We start from the raw sequence: 15465 nt of genomic DNA, 5'->3' as shown, positions 1-15465 counted from the left end.
GCGGGCGGCCGTCAGCCGTCCTCCCCGGGGGGCGGCCACTCGTCGCCCCACGCGACGTCCCGGGCGGCCCGGTACAGCTCGCCGTGCCGCTTGGTGACCGTGGCACGCCGCAGGGCCTCGTCACGGGTGCACAGGTCCAGCAGCACCTGCCCCTTGCGGATCTGCGGCTTGCGGGTGACCCGCGCCGCCACGGGCTGTGTCCCGAAGCGGGTCGCCACCACGTAGCTGAACTTCTCGTCCTCGTAGGGCAGCGAGCCGCCCTTGACCTGGCGGTGCAGCGAGGAGCGGCTGACCCGGGCCGAGAAGTGGCACCAGTCCGTGCCCGGCTCGATCGGGCAGGCCGCGCTGTGCGGGCAGGGCGCGGCGACCGTCAGCCCGGCGGCGATCAGCCGGTCGCGGGCCTCGATGATCCGGGCGTAGCCGTCGGGGGTGCCCGGTTCGACGACCACGACCGCCTGCGCCGCCGCGGCGGCGGTGTCGACGAGGGCGGCGCGGACGTCCGCGGTCAGCTCGTTGAGTACGTAGGAGACGGTGATCAGGTCCGTGGGGGCGAGTTCGAGGCCCGCGCCGATCCGGGCCCGGCGCCACTCGGCGGCGCGCAGGGCGGGGATCCCGGAGAGCTCCGCCAGTTCACGGCCGAGGGCGAGTGCGGGCTCGGCCCAGTCCAGCACGGTGGTGCGCGGCTCCTCCCCCTCCCAGGCCCCGGCCACGGCCCAGCTCGCCGCTCCGGTGCCGCCGCCGACGTCGGTGTGCGTGACGGGCGCCCAGTCCGGGGCGGCCTCCCGGAGCGCGTCGAGGGCGGACCGTACCGCTTCGAAGGTGGCGGGCATCCGGTACGCGGCGTACGCGGCGACGTCGGAGCGGTCACGGAGCACCGGCGCGTCGGTCGGGGTGGTCCCGCGGTAGTTGGCGATGAGCCGTTCGACGGCCTGGGCGGCCTGCTTGGGCGGCAGTCCGTCGAGCAGTCCGGCGAGCGTCGCGCGCAGGACTTCCGCGGAGGGGAGGGTGGCGTTCACCGACGAATTGTAGGCAAAGCCGACGGACCAGTCTCCGCCCCGGTATACGCGCCGGTATCCGCGCCGAACTGCACGGAATCCGAACTGCCGCGATGCCCACGCAAGTTGCTACGCTGACCGCCGCGAGGTCGGGATTGCCCATCGAGGGGAACCATGAGACAGAAGATCGTGCGCCTGGTTCTGGTCGGCGGAGTGCTCGTGCTGGCCATGCTTCTTCTGCTCGCCACCTGCGGCAGCGGTGAGAAGGACACGGACGAGCCGGAGAAGCAGGCCAAGAAGAAGAGTCCGGCCGAGGTGACACAGCTCACCGTCCCCTCCGCGTACGCGCCCGAGCGCGGCTGGGAGCTCATCGGGACCTCGCCCGACTACGCGATCTCCCGGACCACGGGCCGCCTCGCCTACCTGGTACGGGAGTCGGAGACCAAGTACCAGCTGAGGACCATCGACTCCAAGACGGGGGAGACCGGCTGGCACGGCGAGAGCTGGCGGCCCCCGTCGCCGCACCAGTTCCCGAAGCTCCTGGCGGTGACCGTCGACGACCACGAGTACTTCGTGACCTGGGCGTACGGGAAGGTCGGCGAGAACGCGCTGACCCCGGCCGACACGATCGTCTCGCTGGATGTCTACGACGTGGAGGACGGCTCCCGGCGGCGCGTCGAGGTGCCGTGGAACTCGGTCCCGACGGTCTCCACCACCGGCCCCGGCATCCTCATCAGCGACGGCCGGACGAACAGCGCGGTGGTCGACCCGGTGACCGGCCGGGTGTCCAAGGTCGCGGCACCCGCGCTCAAGTACCCGAAGGACTGCAAGACCTGCAAGCAGCTCACCGAGGTGCGCGGGCTGACGCAGAAGGGCCTGCTGGTCAGCGGGTCGAAGGAATTCTGGGTGCAGGGCGGCTGGTTCAGCCGCAACGTCGCCCCCAAGGGCACGGACAAGTACAGCGGGATCCCGACGTCGGTGGTCCCGGGCCTGATCCTGGCGAAGTGGCAGCTGGACAAGAAGGCGAAGCGCGCCGCCACCCACGACATGTGGGTGGTGCACGACGTGGAGACGGGCAAGCCGCTGGCCTCGGTGGAGTGCAGCAAGCCCGCGATAAAGCCGGGCCAGTACCCGCAGCTGGTCGCCGCGCCCTCGGGTTCCTACCTGGTGGCCGGGCCGCTCGCGTTCGACCTGGCCACGAAGCGGGGGTTCTGCTTCGAGGGCGCGGACGGCACGAAGCCGCTGACCCTGGCCTCGGTGAACGACGAGGGCACCGCGTACGGCGCGGCGAGCGCGCGCAACGCGGCCGACGTCCTGGCCGGCGGCGGCGCCCCGGTCGCGGTCGCCGTCCGCAGCGGTTCGACGGGCGCCCTGCCCTCGAACGTGCGCGTCCCGGGCATGGAGACCGCGGACGGCGTCGGGCTGTTCCGCTGGACGGACGAGAAGGACCGCCCGCACCTGATCGGATACCCGAGGTCTTCGTAACGGCGTGGGGTGCCGGGGCGGAAACTCGTTCGCCCCGGCTCGAACCCCGCTGTTACAAGTGGGACATGGGAATCTGGACCGACGCCTTCATCGCGCCCCCGAAACCCGTTCTCCTGCGGCCGGAGGCGTTCGGCGGTCTCGCGGTCGAGCTGGCGCGTGAGCGTGTGGTCCGGACGCCGTGGGCGCTCCTCGCGGGGAAGCTCTGCGTCAACGCCGGTCTCAACTGGGGCAGCGTCAGCGGGCAGGCCCGCTGGGACCGGCCGCCCGTCGGCACATTGCTGCGGACCGAGGAGTACCCGGCGGCGGTGCCGGACGACGACCCGCCGCCCTGGGGCCCTTCGCACGAGGAGGCCAGGCTGCTCGCGTCCGGGGACGCGATCCTCGATGTGATGCCGGCGCTGCGGGCCGCCCCGTACGGCGCCGAGGACATCGCCGTCGTCTTCGACCGCATGGACTTCGGCAACCGGGCGGTCAGGGACCACCTCTGGTTCGAGGACCACCGCACGATGCTGGTCTGCTTCGCCCTGGCACGTCCGCAGCACCGGCCGCTGTCCGCCGATCACTGCGGGAATCCCGGTGGGCCCACGCATCCGGTGCGGACCTGTGTGGTCCACACCTTCAAGCACTCGATGGAGGAGGGCCCGGTACCGGCACTCGCCTCCGTCGCCTCGCGCTGCTTCGGGCCGGACATGATCAGCGGCGAGACCTGGGGCTGAACCACGCCACGGCCCCGCCGCCCGCGTCACGGCGTACGCATCACAGCGTCCGCGTCACGGCGTCCGCGTCACGGCGTCCGCGTCACGGCGTCCGCGTCACGCCGCCCGCGTCACGCCGCCCGCGTCACGCCGCCCGCGTCACGCCGCCCGCCGCCAGGGCCGGCACAGACCCAGGAAGCAGGCCATCGCGCCCACCGCGCACACCAACTGCACGACGGCCATCGGTACGGCCGTGTCCTCGCCCGCGATCCCGACGAGCGGCGAGGCGATGGCGCCGATCAGGAAGGACGAGGTGCCGAGCAGCGCGGAGGCGGAGCCGGCCGCGTGCTTCGTACGCATCAGCGCCTGCGCGTTCGTGTTCGGCATCGCCATCCCCATCGCCGACATCAGCACGAACAGCCCGGCGGCGACCGGGAACAGGCCCACCTCTCCGAAGACCCCGGTCGTCATCAGCAGCAGTGCGGCCGCGGCGAGCGTGATGACCGAGAGCCCGAAGGTGAGCGCCTTGTCCAGGCTGACCCGGCCGACCAGGATCTTGCCGTTGATCTGGCCCACGATGATCAGGCCGACCGAGTTGATGCCGAAGAGCAGGCTGAACGTCTACGGCGAGGCGCCGTAGATCTCCTGCATGACGAACGGCGATGCGCTCACGTACGAGAAGAGGGCGGCGAAGGCGAGGCTGCCCGCGATCATGTAGCCGGTGAAGACCCGGTCGGCGAGCAGTCCGCGCATGGTGCGCAGTGCGTCGCCGAGGCCGCCGGTGTGCCGGTCCTGCGGCGGCAGGGTCTCGCCCAGCCACTTCCAGACGACGAGGGTGAGCACCAGGCCGACGACGGTGAGGACGGCGAAGATTCCGCGCCAGTCGGTGAACCGCAGCACCTGGCCGCCGATCAGCGGGGCGACGATCGGCGCGACGCCGGAGATGAGCATCAGCGTGGAGAAGAACCTGGCCATCTCCACGCCGTCGTACATGTCGCGCACCACGGCACGGGCGATGACGATGCCCGCCGCACCGGCCAGGCCCTGGAGCAGGCGGAAGCCGATGAGGAGCCCGGTGGTGGGCGCGAAGACGCAGAGCGCGGTGGCGACGACGTAGATCATCATGCCGATGAGCAGCGGCCTGCGCCTCCCCCACCGGTCGCTCAGCGGGCCGACGACGACCTGTCCGAGCGCCAGGCCGGTCAGGCAGGCGGTGAGGGTGAGCTGGACGGTGGCGGCGGGCGCGTGCAGGGAGTCGGTGACCGCGGGCAGGGCGGGGAGGTACATGTCCATGGAGAGCGGCGGAACCGCGGTGAGGCCGCCGAGGACGAGGGTGACGAGAAGTCCGGTGCGCCTGGCCGCTTCGGCAGCGGCCGGCTTTCCGGGGGTCGTGCCGGTGGCTCCGGGCTCTGTGGCCCCGGTTCCGGCGGTCGATATGTGTGTGCGTTCCTGCTGGGCCCGGCTTGCGCCGCTCTCCGGCATTTCCATCTCCATGTCGTTGAATCCGCATCTATGCTCTCAGCTCAGCCGGACTGGTCGAGACCTCTTGGGGAGCAGGCATGACAGGCATGAGCGGCACTGTGCGGTGGGGTGTGCTGGCGACCGGCGGTATCGCCACGACGTTCGCCGAGGATCTCCGGTCGATGCCGGACACGGAAGTGGTGGCCGTCGCATCTCGGACGGACGCCTCGGCGCAGGCGTTCGCCGAGCGGTTCGGGATACCCCGGGCGTACGGCAGCTGGGCCGCGCTCGCCGCCGACGACGAGGTCGATGTGGTGTACGTCGCCACGCCGCACTCGGCACACCGGGAGGCGGCGGCGCTCTGTCTGGAGGCCGGGAAGCACGTGCTGTGCGAGAAGGCGTTCACGCTCAACGCCCGGGAGGCGGACGAGCTGGTGAAGCTCGCCCGGGACCGGGGGCTCTTCCTGATGGAGGCCATGTGGACGTACTGCAACCCGGTCATCCGGCGCATGACGGAGCTGGTGCGGGACGGCGCCATCGGTGAGATCCGCACCGTGCAGGCCGACTTCGGGCTCGCGGGCCCGTTCGGGCCCGAGCACCGGCTGCGCGACCGGGCGCTGGGCGGCGGCGCGCTGCTGGACCTCGGGGTCTATCCGGTGTCGTTCGCGCAGCTGCTGCTGGGCGAGCCGGACCGGGTGCAGGCCGACGCGGTGCTCTCCCCCGAGGGCGTCGATCTGCACACCGCGATGCTGCTGGGCTGGTCGGAGGCGGGCGCCTCGGCGCTGCTGAACTGCTCGCTCGTCGCGGACACCCCGCAGACCGCGGCGGTCACGGGCACGAAGGGCCGGATCGAGTTCCCGCGCGGCTTCTTCTACCCGGAGCGGTTCGTACTGCACCGGCCGGGACACGAGCCCGAGGAGTTCACCGCCGGAACCGGAGCCGGTGCCGGTGCCGCAGAGCTGCGCGGGATGCAGTTCGAGCAGGCCGAGGTGGTGCGGGCGCTGCGGGCGGGCGAGACGGAGTCGCCGCTGGTGCCGCTGGACGGGTCACTGGCCGTGATGCGGACGCTCGACGCGGTACGTGACCGCATCGGCGTCCGCTACGCGGCGGACGGCATCACGCAGGGGTGAGGCCCTGGTTGCCAACCTCGGTGACGAACGAGGCGGCCGTCGCGAGGGGCGCGCCGGGGGTGGTGACGGCGGACACCGTGCGGTAGTCGGCGCGTGCCTGCTCCCGGCCCAGTGTGACGACGGCGTACCCGCGGCGGCCGTTGAAGAACTTCATGTGCGGGTTGGCCTGCATCTGGTTGTTCCAGCTGCCGGGCTTGTCCGAGCCGTCCTTGCCGCTGGTGATGGAGGTGGCGACGATCTCCGTGCCGAGGGTGCGGGAGGCGGGGTCGTCGAAGTCCTTCTTCAGGTCGAAGCCGTAGCCGACGTGCACATCGCCGGTCAGCACCATCAGGTTGTCGACCCCGGCGGCCTCGGCGCCCTTCAGGATGCGGGCCCTGGAGGCGGGGTAGCCGTCCCACGCGTCCATGGACAACTTGAACGCGCCGGTGGGGACGTCGCGCCGCTGGGCGAAGGTGACCTGCTGCGGTACGACGTTCCAGGTGGCCCGCGAGGCGTGCCAGCCGTCGATCAGCCAGCGTTCCTGGGTGGCGCCGGTCATGGTGCGCGACGGGTCCTCGGACTCCGGTCCGGGCGTCTGCCAGCCGTCGCCGTACGCCTGGTCGCTGCGGTACTGGCGGGTGTCGAGGATGTCGAACTGGGCGAGCCGGCCGAACTGCAGGCGCCGGTAGAGCCTCATGTCGGGGCCGGTGGGGCGCTGCGGGGCGCGCAGCGGCTGGTTCTCCCAGTAGGCGCGGTACGCGGCGGCCCGGCGCAGCAGGAACTCCTCCGGCGGGACGTCGTTCTCGGGGGTCTCGCCCGCGTAGTTGTTCTCGGTCTCGTGGTCGTCCCAGGTGACGACGAAGGGGTGTGCGGCGTGGGCGGCGCGCAGATCGGGGTCGGACTTGTAGAGGCCGTACCGCAGCCGGTAGTCCTCCAGCGTGACCGTCTCCCGGTTGTAGTGGGCGGGGAGCCTGCGGTCGGTGTGGTTGCGGGCGCCGCCGGTCGCGTTGACGGCGTACTCGTAGAGGTAGTCGCCGAGGTGGAAGACGACGTCGACGTCCTCCTGGGCGAGGTGCTTGTACGCGGTGAAGTAGCCGTCGTGGTACGCCTGGCAGGAGACGGCGGCCAGGCTCAGCGAGCTGTTGCGGGCGCCGCGGGCGGGCGCGGTGCGGGTCCGGCCGACGGGGCTGGTCCACGTTCCGGTGCGGAAGCGGTAGTAGAAGACGCGGTCGGCTTCGAGGCCCTTGACCTCGACGTGGACGCTGTGGTCGAACTCCGGGTGGGCGGTGGCCGATCCGCGCCGCACGACGCGGGAGAACCGCTCGTCGCGGGCGAGTTCCCAGCGCACCTGCACCCGGGCCCGGGGCAGTCCGCTGCCGGGCTCGTAGGGGCGCGGCGCGAGTCTCGTCCACAGCAGGACCGAGTCGGGAAGCGGGTCGCCGGAGGCGACGCCGAGGGTGAACGGGTCGTCGCCGATCTTCTTCGCGTCCAGCTCGGCGGCGCTCGCGGTGCCCGCGGCGGGCAGGTTGACCGAGAAGGCGAGCGCGGCGGCCGCGCCGGTGACGGTGAGGAAACGGCGGCGCCCGACCTGCCTGGCCGCGTCGCGCATCTCCTGCTGGTGCGATGAGTGTGTCATCTGTCCCTCCCCTGGCTGGTGATGTACTGCGGCAGTTCACCGGCCCAGCGCATCGGGCGGCTGTCGTGTTCGCGTCGTCCGGGCGTCGGGGGGATGAGGAGTGCGGCAGCAATGGGTCCCCGGGGACAAAGCGCGCATCCCGTGCGCCTCCTCGGCCCCGTGCGGCCCCATGCGGCCTCGCGCACCCCCGGGGCGGCAGGGCGTACGCTGCGGCGTCATGAGCAACAAACTGTTGAATTTCGATCCGCAGTCCGGCCCGGAGTCCGGTCCGAAGACGGCGGTCGTGACGGGCGCGGGCTCCGGCATCGGCCGCGCGGTGGCGCTCGCCCTGACCGGCGCCGGCTGGTCGGTGGCGCTCGCGGGCCGGCGGCCCGGACCGCTCGCCGAGACGGCCGCGCTGGCCGGGGAGCACGCCCGGGTGATCACCGTCCCCGCCGACGTGTCCCGCCCCGAGGACGTGACCGCGCTCTTCTCCTCGGTACGGGAGTGCTTCGGCCGCCTCGACCTGCTCTTCAACAACGCGGGTACGTTCGGCCCGCGTTCCGTCCCCGTGGAGGACCTCTCGGTGGCGGACTGGCGAGCGGTGGTGGACGTGAACGTCACGGGCGCGTTCCTGTGCGCGCAGGCGGCGTACCGGCTGATGAAGGAACAGGACCCGCAGGGCGGCCGGATCATCAACAACGGCTCGATCTCCGCCCACGCGCCGCGCCCGCACTCGGTCGCCTACACCACGACCAAGCACGCCATGACGGGGCTGACGAAGTCGCTGTCGCTGGACGGGCGTCCGTACCGGATCGCCTGCGGGCAGATCGACATCGGCAACGCGGCCACGGACATGACCGAGCAGATGCGGACCGGCATCCTCCAGGCCAACGGCGAACTCGCGGTCGAGCCGGTGATGGCGGCGGCGGACGTGGCCCGGACGGTGCTCCACATGGCGGAGCTGCCTCTGGAGGCGAACATGCAGTTCGCGACGGTACTGGCGACGGCGATGCCGTACGTGGGGCGCGGCTGACGGGACGGCCCCGACGAGCGGCCCACCAAGGGCAGTTGCTGCCCGAATGACCGGAATCCGGGCGTAGTGAGCGCCCGCGCTCCGGGGTGCCGCGCGCCGCCCTTATGCTGACACTCCTTCACCGGAACTCCACGCAAGGAACACAGCATGCGCATACGCACCGCGGCACCCCTCGCCCTGGCGGCCGCCACCGCCCTGGCCGGCTCGCTGCTCGTCTCCGCCCCCGCCTCGGCCGCCTCGCACCAGGGCGGGCTGCACCTCGGCAAGATCCAGTACGACAGCCCCGGCAAGGACACCCGCAGCAACTCGTCCCTCAACGCCGAGTGGGTGGACATCCACAACAACGGCAAGTCGAAGCTCCAGCTCAAGGGCTACAAGCTCAAGGACAACACCGGCTACACGTACACCTTCGGCAGCTACACCATCGGCGCGGGCAAGACCGTCAAGGTCCACACCGGCCGGGGCAAGAACGCGTCGGGCAACGTGTACTGGAACCGCGGTTCGTACGTGTGGAACAACACCGGTGACAAGGCCCGGCTGATCAAGCCGAACGGCAGGCTCCAGGACTCCTGCTCCTGGACGAAGTCCGACAAGGGCACCAAGAACTGCCACTGAGCCGGGCGACCGCGGCCCGGGGCGCTCCCGCCCCCGCTCCGGCCGACCGGTGGGAATGCCCCGGGCCGCGACACGGTTGACCTGCGGCATGAGCCGTCATCCGGATACCCAGGTCCTGCGCTACACCGCGTTCTCCGCCGACCCCGAGGGCGGCAATCCCGCCGGGGTGGTCCTCGACGCGTCCGGACTCGACGACGCCGCCATGCTGGCCGTCGCTGCGGAGCTGGGGTACAGCGAGTCGGCGTTCCTGACCGGGCGGGGAGAGCCGGCCGACAACGAACCGAGCGAGGGCGAACCCGTCGGCACTGGGGCGCCGGGCGCCCGGGAGTACGCCATCCGCTACTTCAGCCCGAAGGCCGAGGTCCCGTTCTGCGGCCACGCCACCGTCGCGACGGCCCTCGCCCTGGCCGAGCGCGACGGCCCCGGCGACCTGGTGTTCGACACGCGCGCGGGCACGGTCCCGGTCACCGTCACCCGGGAGGGCGCCGAGCTCCGTGCCACGCTCACCAGCGTCGAACCGGACGTCATGGACATCGCCCCCGACGACCTGGCCGAGGCGCTCGCCGCGCTGGACTGGCCGGCCGCCGATCTCGACCCGTCCCTGCCGCCCCGGATCGCCTTCGCGGGCGCCCGTCACCTGGTGCTGGCCGCCGCGACCCGTGAACGTCTCGCCGACCTCTCGTACGACTTCGCGCGCCTCGAAGCGCTGATGCACCGGCTGGACCTGACGACCCTGCAACTGGTGTGGCGGGCCGCGCCGGACGTCTTCCACGTCCGCGACCCGTTCCCGGTCGGCGGCGTCGTCGAGGACCCCGCCACGGGCGCTGCGGCGGCCGCCTTCGGCGCCTATCTCCGTGACCGGGGCCTCGTTCCCGAAGCGGCGGTCCTCACTCTCCACCAGGGCGAGGACATGGGCCGCCCCGGCACACTCACGGTCGAACTGCGGGCGGACGACGCCCGGGTGCGGGTGAGCGGAACCGGAACCCGCATCGGGGGCTGACCGGTCCTGGCAGGCTGGGCACCATGGACCAGCAGAGCACCCATGCCCACGAGGACCACGACCGCGAGGACCGGGACCACGACACCTGGCGGACGATCGACGAGCTGCACGGCTGGCTCGACGCGGAGACCGGCATCCCGCCCGAGCAGGATCTGCTGCTGAGGATGCTGAAGCTGTCGGAGGAGGTGGGCGAGGTCGCCCAGGCCGTCATCGGGGCGGCCGGCCAGAACCCGCGCAAGGGCGCCAGCCATTCATGGCAGGACGTGGAGGCCGAGCTCTGCGACGTCATCGTGACGGCGATGGTGGCCCTGCGCACCCTCACCCCCGACGCGGCAGCCGTCTTCGACCGGCATGTGCGACGCGTCGCGGCACGCCCGCGCTCCCCGCTCGCCCCGTCCCCGCAGAGCCCCGGCACCGCATCCTGACCAAGGGTCACGGGGCATGGCGGGGCGGCAACAGGTGGCTGAACAACGGGCGACCAGCTCTTGGGGCTACGATCGCGGGCACCGGAGCGAGACCAGGAGTGCCGACCGTGCCCGAACCACGCATCGCCGTATCCGTCATCACCATGGGCGATCGCCCGCAGGAGGTCGAGGCCCTGCTGGCCTCGGTGGCCGGGCAGGACGTCCGTCCGCACCGGCTCGTCGTGGTGGGCAACGGATCGCCCCTCCCCGACTTCAGCGCCTTTCCCGGCCTGTCCGATCTGTCCGGCGGGGTGACGACGATCGAGCTGCCCGAGAACCTGGGCTGCCCCGGGGGCCGCAACGTCGCCCTGCAGAGGCTGGCGGAGTTCGGCGACGTGGATGTCGTCATCGAACTCGACGACGACGGGCTCCTGGTCGACAACGGGGTGTTCCGCAAGGTCCGGGAGCTGTTCGCCGCCGACCCGCGGCTCGGCATCGTCGGCTTCCGGATCGCCGACGAGCACGGCGAGACCCAGCGCCGCCACGTGCCCCGGCTGCGCGCCACCGACCCGATGCGGGGCGGACCGGTCACCGCGTTCCTGGGCGGCGGCCACGCCTTCTCCATGAAGATGCTCGCCCAGACCGGTCCCTGGCCCGCGGAGTTCTTCTTCACCCACGAGGAGACGGACCTGTCCTGGCGGGCGCTCGACGCGGGCTGGAAGATCCTCTACGAGCCCGACCTGCTGCTCCAGCACCCCAAGACCTCCCCGGCCAGGCACTCCGTCTACTACCGGATGACGGCCCGCAACCGGGTCTGGCTGGCCCGCCGGAACCTGCCCCTCCCCCTGGTCCCTGCCTACCTGGGCACCTGGACCCTCCTCACCGTGGCCCGCACCCGCTCGGCGACGGGTCTGCGCGCCTGGGCCGGCGGCTTCGCCGAGGGCGTCCGTACCCCGTGCGGGCGAAGGCAGCCGATGCGCTGGCGCACGGTGTGGCGGATGACGAAACTGGGCCGGCCGCCGGTCATCTGATCCGCCGCCCCGCGGCGGCTGGATCACGACGCCCGGATCCGCGTCCCGGCCCATGGTCCGGCTCAGCAGCTCGGCATCATGGGCCGCCGCTCCGGTCGTCGTCGTACGGGAGGATCTGCCGCAGCAGGCCCCTGGGGTGGCCGCGTCTGCGCCATTCCCTCGGGTATCCGACGGAGACCTCTTCGAAGCGCACCCCGTCGTACCAGGTCGTACGGGGTATGTGCAGATGGCCGTAGACCACCGCCGCCACGCCGAACCGCCGGTGCCAGTCGGCGGTGAGCCGGGTGCCGCACCACTGGGCGAACTCGGGGTACCGCAGGACGTCCATCGGTTCGCGCACCAGCGGCCAGTGGCCGGCGAGGACCAGCGGGATCTCGGGATCGTGTGCCGCCAGCCGCTTCTCCGTCTCCGCCACCCGCTCCCGGCACCAGGCGTCACGGCTCGGATACGGGTCCGGGTGCAGCAGGAACTCGTCGGTGCACACCACCCCCGTCCGGTACGCGTAGGCCAGGGACTCCTCCTTGGTCGCCGTGCCCGGCGCCCGGAAGCTGTAGTCGTACAGCACGAACACCGGCGCGACGGCCACCGGCCCGTCGGGCCCGGACCACAGCGGGTACGGATCCTCCGGGGTGACCACCCCGAGGCTCCGGCAGAACCCGACCAGGTGCTCGTACCGCTCCTGGCCCCGCAGCCGGACCGGATCGCTCTCGGGCGTCCACAACTCGTGGTTCCCCGGGGTCCAGATCACCCGCTCGAACCGGCCCGCGAGCAGCCGTAACGCCCACTCCACGTCCGCCATGCGCTCCGCCACGTCACCGGCGACGATGAGCCAGTCGTCGTCCGAACCGGGCCGCAGGGACTCGGCGAGGGGGCGATTGTCCGCCATACCCACGTGCAGGTCGCTCACCGCCAGCAGAGAACCGCGGCTTCCATCGGTGCGATCGGACATGCAGAACCCTCCCACGCAGTGACTGAACGAATAGTGCCCCACCGCGGACCGACCCGGCCGGTGGCGGCCGGAACCGGGCTGCCGGAACTGGCGACCGGAACGAGCCGAGGGATGATGGAGACGTCCGTGGACGCGGCGCGGGACCGTCGGCAGGGCAGGGCCGGGAGAGGGAGCTGAGTACGAGGTGGACGGCATGACCCTCCCTGGCGCCCCCGGGCACAACGGGCTCCCGTTCGCGGACGGCGCGGCCGGGGCCCTGCTCGACGGGGACGGACTGATCATCGGCTGGACACCCGCGGCGGAGGAGCTGTTCTCGCTCCCCGCCGACCAGGCCTGCGGCCGTTCCGCCATGGAGCTGCTCGCGGATCCGGACGGCTGGCCCGAACCGCCCGGTGAGTACCGGACGAGCTCCTGGTACGGCGAGACCACGGTGCGTACCGGCCGGGGCGAGGAGCTGGGCATCGCCTACCAGGTGCTCCCGCTGACGGGCGACGGCGCCGGGACGTCCGCGGGCGCGGCCCGGTTCTTCGTGCTGTGGGCGCCCGCCGGGACGGTCGCCCAGTGGCAGCAGGACCAGGCGTTCACCCGGGAGCTCTTCCTGCAGGACCGGCTGGGTCTCGCCGTGTTCGACGCGGAACTGCGGCTGGTCAGGACCAACACCCATCTGCTGCCGTACACCGGCCTCCTGCCGGATCTGCGCAACCATCGGCTGGGGGACTTCCTGGAGGCGCCGGGCGCGGCGGCGATCGAGCGGCGGCTGCGCGAGGTGCTGCGGACCGGCCGGCCGCTGATCCTGGCGGAGGAGACCGTACGGACCATCGAGGATCCCGGCGGCGGGGTGGTGATGGCCGTCTCGGCGTTCCGGCTCCAGGCGCCGGACGGGCAGGTCTTCGGCGTCACCGCGCTGTTCACGGACATCACCGAGCAGCGCCGCTCCGACGAGCGCCTGGCGATCCTGCACCGCGCCACCGCCGCCGTCGGCGGATCGCTGTCCGTCGCCGGCACCGGCGAGGAGCTGGCCGCCGTGCTGGTGCCCGGCCTGGCCGACCTCGCCGTGGTGGAGATCGCCCGAGCGGTGTTCACGGGCGAGGAGCCGGCTCCCGGCAAGGACGGGACGGTGCCGCTCCGGCTGACCGCGGCGGCCGGGGAAGGGGCCGAGGAGGTGGCGACCGGCACCGTGGCCCCGGCCGATGCCCGCTGTGCCCCGGCCGTCGGTGACTCCCCCGTGTCGATGACCGCCCCGCTGCGGGCCCGGGGCGGCTTCCTCGGCCGGGTGACCGTGCGGCGCGGCCCCGGCCGGCCCGTCTACGCGCCGGCCGACCTGGACCTCCTGTGCGAGATCGCCGCCCGCGCGGCCCTCGCCCTGGACAACGCCCGCCGCTACACCCGGGAACACCGGGCCGCCATCGGCCTGCAGCGCAGCCTGCTGCCGCCCGCGCACGCCGAGACCGTCGCCGTGACCACCTCCGGCTTCTACCTGCCGGCCGACACCGCCAGAGGCGTCGGCGGCGACTGGTTCGACGTGATCCCGCTGTCCTCCGCCCGGGTCGCCCTGGTCGCCGGGGATGTGATCGGCCACGGTCTTGGGGCCACCGCCACCATGGGGCGGCTCCGTACCGCCGTCCGCACCCTCGCCGATCTCGATCTGGAGCCGGACGAGCTGATGGTGCACCTCGACGACCTGGTGTCCCAGCTCCGCGACGAGCCCAGACAGCCGGACGGGCTGGACGAGCTGGACGAGCTGGACGGACCGGACGAGCCGGATGAATGGGAAGGGCTGGACGGGCTGGACGAAGCCGTCGGATCAGGCGGATCGGGTGGATCTGGATCAGGTGGATCGGGTGCGTCCGGCCGGTACGACGGACCCGATCGGCCCAGCCCGGTCACCCCACCGGACGAAAGCGGGTCGCACAGCGGTCTTCTCCGGGCCGACCCGGTCGGCGCCACCTGCCTGTACGCCGTCTACGACCCCGTGTCACGGCGCTGCGCGATGGTCTCCGCCGGACACCCCCCGCCCGCCGTCGTGGACCCGGACGGGACCGTCTCGTACGTGCCCCTCAGCCCCGGGCCGCCGCTGGGCGTCAACGGTCTGCCCTTCGAGGTGACCGAGGTGGAACTGGCGCCCGGCAGCCTGCTCGCGCTCTACACCGACGGGCTGATCGAGGGCCGCGACAGCGACCTCGACGAGGGCATGGCCGAGCTGAGCCGCCGGCTGGCCCGCCCCGGCGCCGCCACCGCACCGTTGCGCGAACTCGGCCAGGAGATCATCTCCGCCCGGCCCGCACACCAACTCGCCGACGACGTGACCCTGTTGCTCGCCCGCACCCATGCGGTGCCGCCCGGCAACACATCCGTCTGGCCCGTGGCCACCGACCCGGCCGCCGTCGCCCAGGTCCGGCAGGACGCGGCGCAGCAGCTGCGCGAGTGGGGGCTGGAGGAGCTCGTCTTCACCACCGAGCTGGTGCTGAGCGAGCTGGTCACCAACGCCATCCGGCACGCCGGTGGCCCGGTCGAGGTGCGGCTGATCCGTGCGGGGCAGCTGACCTGCGAGGTCTCCGACCCCAGCGCCACGCAGCCCCGCATGCGCCGGGCCCTGCTCACGGACGAGGGCGGCCGCGGCCTGTATCTGGTCGCGCAGCTCACCACGCGCTGGGGCAGCCGCTACACCCGGCGCGGCAAGACGATCTGGGCCGAGCAGCCGATCCCGGACGCCGTGGACGCCGTGGACACCCCGGACGCCGAAACCATCTGATCCGCCCGTCACCTCCGTACCGGCCGCACGCCCATACCGGCCGATCCGGCCGCACGCCCGAACCGGCCGCACGCCCGAACCGGCCGCACATCCGAACCGGCCGATCCGCTTCCCGCCGCGTCGGCCCGCTTCCGCCGTCTCCGTACCGGCTCTCTGAACTCCCGCACCCCTGCGCCCGGTTACCGGCATCCGACGCCCGGCCCACCCGTCAAACGGCTTCCGCCGGCGCGTACGACCCCGGCGCACACCGCCCCCGCCGGGCCGTCGGCGACCCGGACGACCCCTTGAGTACCCCAACGCCCCCATGCTAGAAAACGC

12 protein-coding genes and 1 pseudogene are annotated in these 15465 nt (G+C 72.5%); 9 read left to right on the top strand and 4 right to left on the bottom strand.

All coding sequences use genetic code 11. From position 1 onward, the window contains the following. Positions 1 to 11: 11 nt before the first annotated feature. Positions 12 to 1016, bottom strand: a complete 1005-nt coding sequence (locus OG842_RS27930) for a small ribosomal subunit Rsm22 family protein (RefSeq protein WP_266737027.1) — start codon at positions 1014 to 1016, stop codon at positions 12 to 14. A 153-nt stretch (positions 1017 to 1169) separates the two neighbouring features. Between OG842_RS27930 and OG842_RS27925 the strand changes: the two genes are divergently transcribed. After that, entirely contained in the window at positions 1170 to 2480 is a 1311-nt protein-coding gene (locus OG842_RS27925; RefSeq protein WP_266737029.1) for a hypothetical protein, read from the top strand. Positions 2481 to 2545: 65 nt separating this feature from the next. Beyond that, positions 2546 to 3196, top strand: a complete 651-nt coding sequence (locus tag OG842_RS27920) for a hypothetical protein (RefSeq protein WP_266737031.1) — start codon at positions 2546 to 2548, stop codon at positions 3194 to 3196. 110 nt (positions 3197 to 3306) lie between these two features. Here the strand turns inward: OG842_RS27920 and OG842_RS27915 are convergent. Then, a pseudogene (locus tag OG842_RS27915) lies at positions 3307 to 4657 on the bottom strand (multidrug effflux MFS transporter). Between the two features lie 86 nt (positions 4658 to 4743). Between OG842_RS27915 and OG842_RS27910 the strand changes: the two are divergent. After that, a complete protein-coding gene (locus tag OG842_RS27910; protein ID WP_266737033.1) occupies positions 4744 to 5766 on the top strand; it encodes a Gfo/Idh/MocA family protein in 1023 nt (340 codons plus the stop codon). Here the strand turns inward: OG842_RS27910 and OG842_RS27905 are convergent. Then, entirely contained in the window at positions 5753 to 7381 is a 1629-nt protein-coding gene (locus tag OG842_RS27905; RefSeq protein ID WP_266737035.1) for an alkaline phosphatase D family protein, read from the bottom strand. The genes OG842_RS27910 and OG842_RS27905 overlap by 14 nt on opposite strands. Positions 7382 to 7598: 217 nt before the next feature. On the opposite strand from OG842_RS27905, the gene OG842_RS27900 reads away from it, so the two are divergent. The 5 genes from OG842_RS27900 (at position 7599) to OG842_RS27880 (ending at position 11446) form a co-directional block, all read left to right on the top strand. Beyond that, entirely contained in the window at positions 7599 to 8396 is a 798-nt protein-coding gene (locus OG842_RS27900; protein ID WP_266737037.1) for an SDR family oxidoreductase, read from the top strand. A 147-nt stretch (positions 8397 to 8543) separates the two neighbouring features. Then, positions 8544 to 9011, top strand: a complete 468-nt coding sequence (locus tag OG842_RS27895; RefSeq protein WP_266737038.1) for a lamin tail domain-containing protein — start codon at positions 8544 to 8546, stop codon at positions 9009 to 9011. 88 nt (positions 9012 to 9099) lie between these two features. Beyond that, positions 9100 to 10011 carry a PhzF family phenazine biosynthesis protein gene (locus OG842_RS27890; protein WP_266737039.1) on the top strand — a complete coding sequence of 304 codons (912 nt, stop codon included), beginning with the start codon at positions 9100 to 9102 and terminating at the stop codon, positions 10009 to 10011. 23 nt (positions 10012 to 10034) lie between these two features. Beyond that, positions 10035 to 10436, top strand: coding sequence for a MazG-like family protein (locus OG842_RS27885; protein ID WP_266737041.1), 402 nt, complete (start codon positions 10035 to 10037; stop codon positions 10434 to 10436). Between the two features lie 107 nt (positions 10437 to 10543). After that, positions 10544 to 11446 (top strand): glycosyltransferase family 2 protein, encoded by a 903-nt coding sequence (locus tag OG842_RS27880; RefSeq protein ID WP_266737043.1) that lies wholly within the window; start codon positions 10544 to 10546, stop codon positions 11444 to 11446. A gap of 76 nt (positions 11447 to 11522) precedes the next feature. Here OG842_RS27880 and OG842_RS27875 read toward each other — a convergent pair whose 3' ends face one another. Next, positions 11523 to 12395 (bottom strand): metallophosphoesterase family protein, encoded by an 873-nt coding sequence (locus OG842_RS27875; RefSeq protein WP_266737045.1) that lies wholly within the window; start codon positions 12393 to 12395, stop codon positions 11523 to 11525. Between the two features lie 193 nt (positions 12396 to 12588). Between OG842_RS27875 and OG842_RS27870 the strand changes: the two genes are divergently transcribed. Then, the gene (locus OG842_RS27870) at positions 12589 to 15147 is read left to right on the top strand and encodes a SpoIIE family protein phosphatase (protein ID WP_266737047.1); all 2559 of its coding nucleotides are present in this window, start codon (positions 12589 to 12591) and stop codon (positions 15145 to 15147) included. The last annotated feature ends 318 nt before the right edge of the window (positions 15148 to 15465 follow it).

Origin of the sequence: Streptomyces sp. NBC_00376, assembly GCF_036077095.1 — a bacterium.
Taxonomy (GTDB): Bacteria; Actinomycetota; Actinomycetes; order Streptomycetales; family Streptomycetaceae; genus Streptomyces.
The sequence above is the reverse complement of the archived record's forward strand: the minus strand, read 5'-3'. Positions and strand labels throughout refer to the sequence as shown.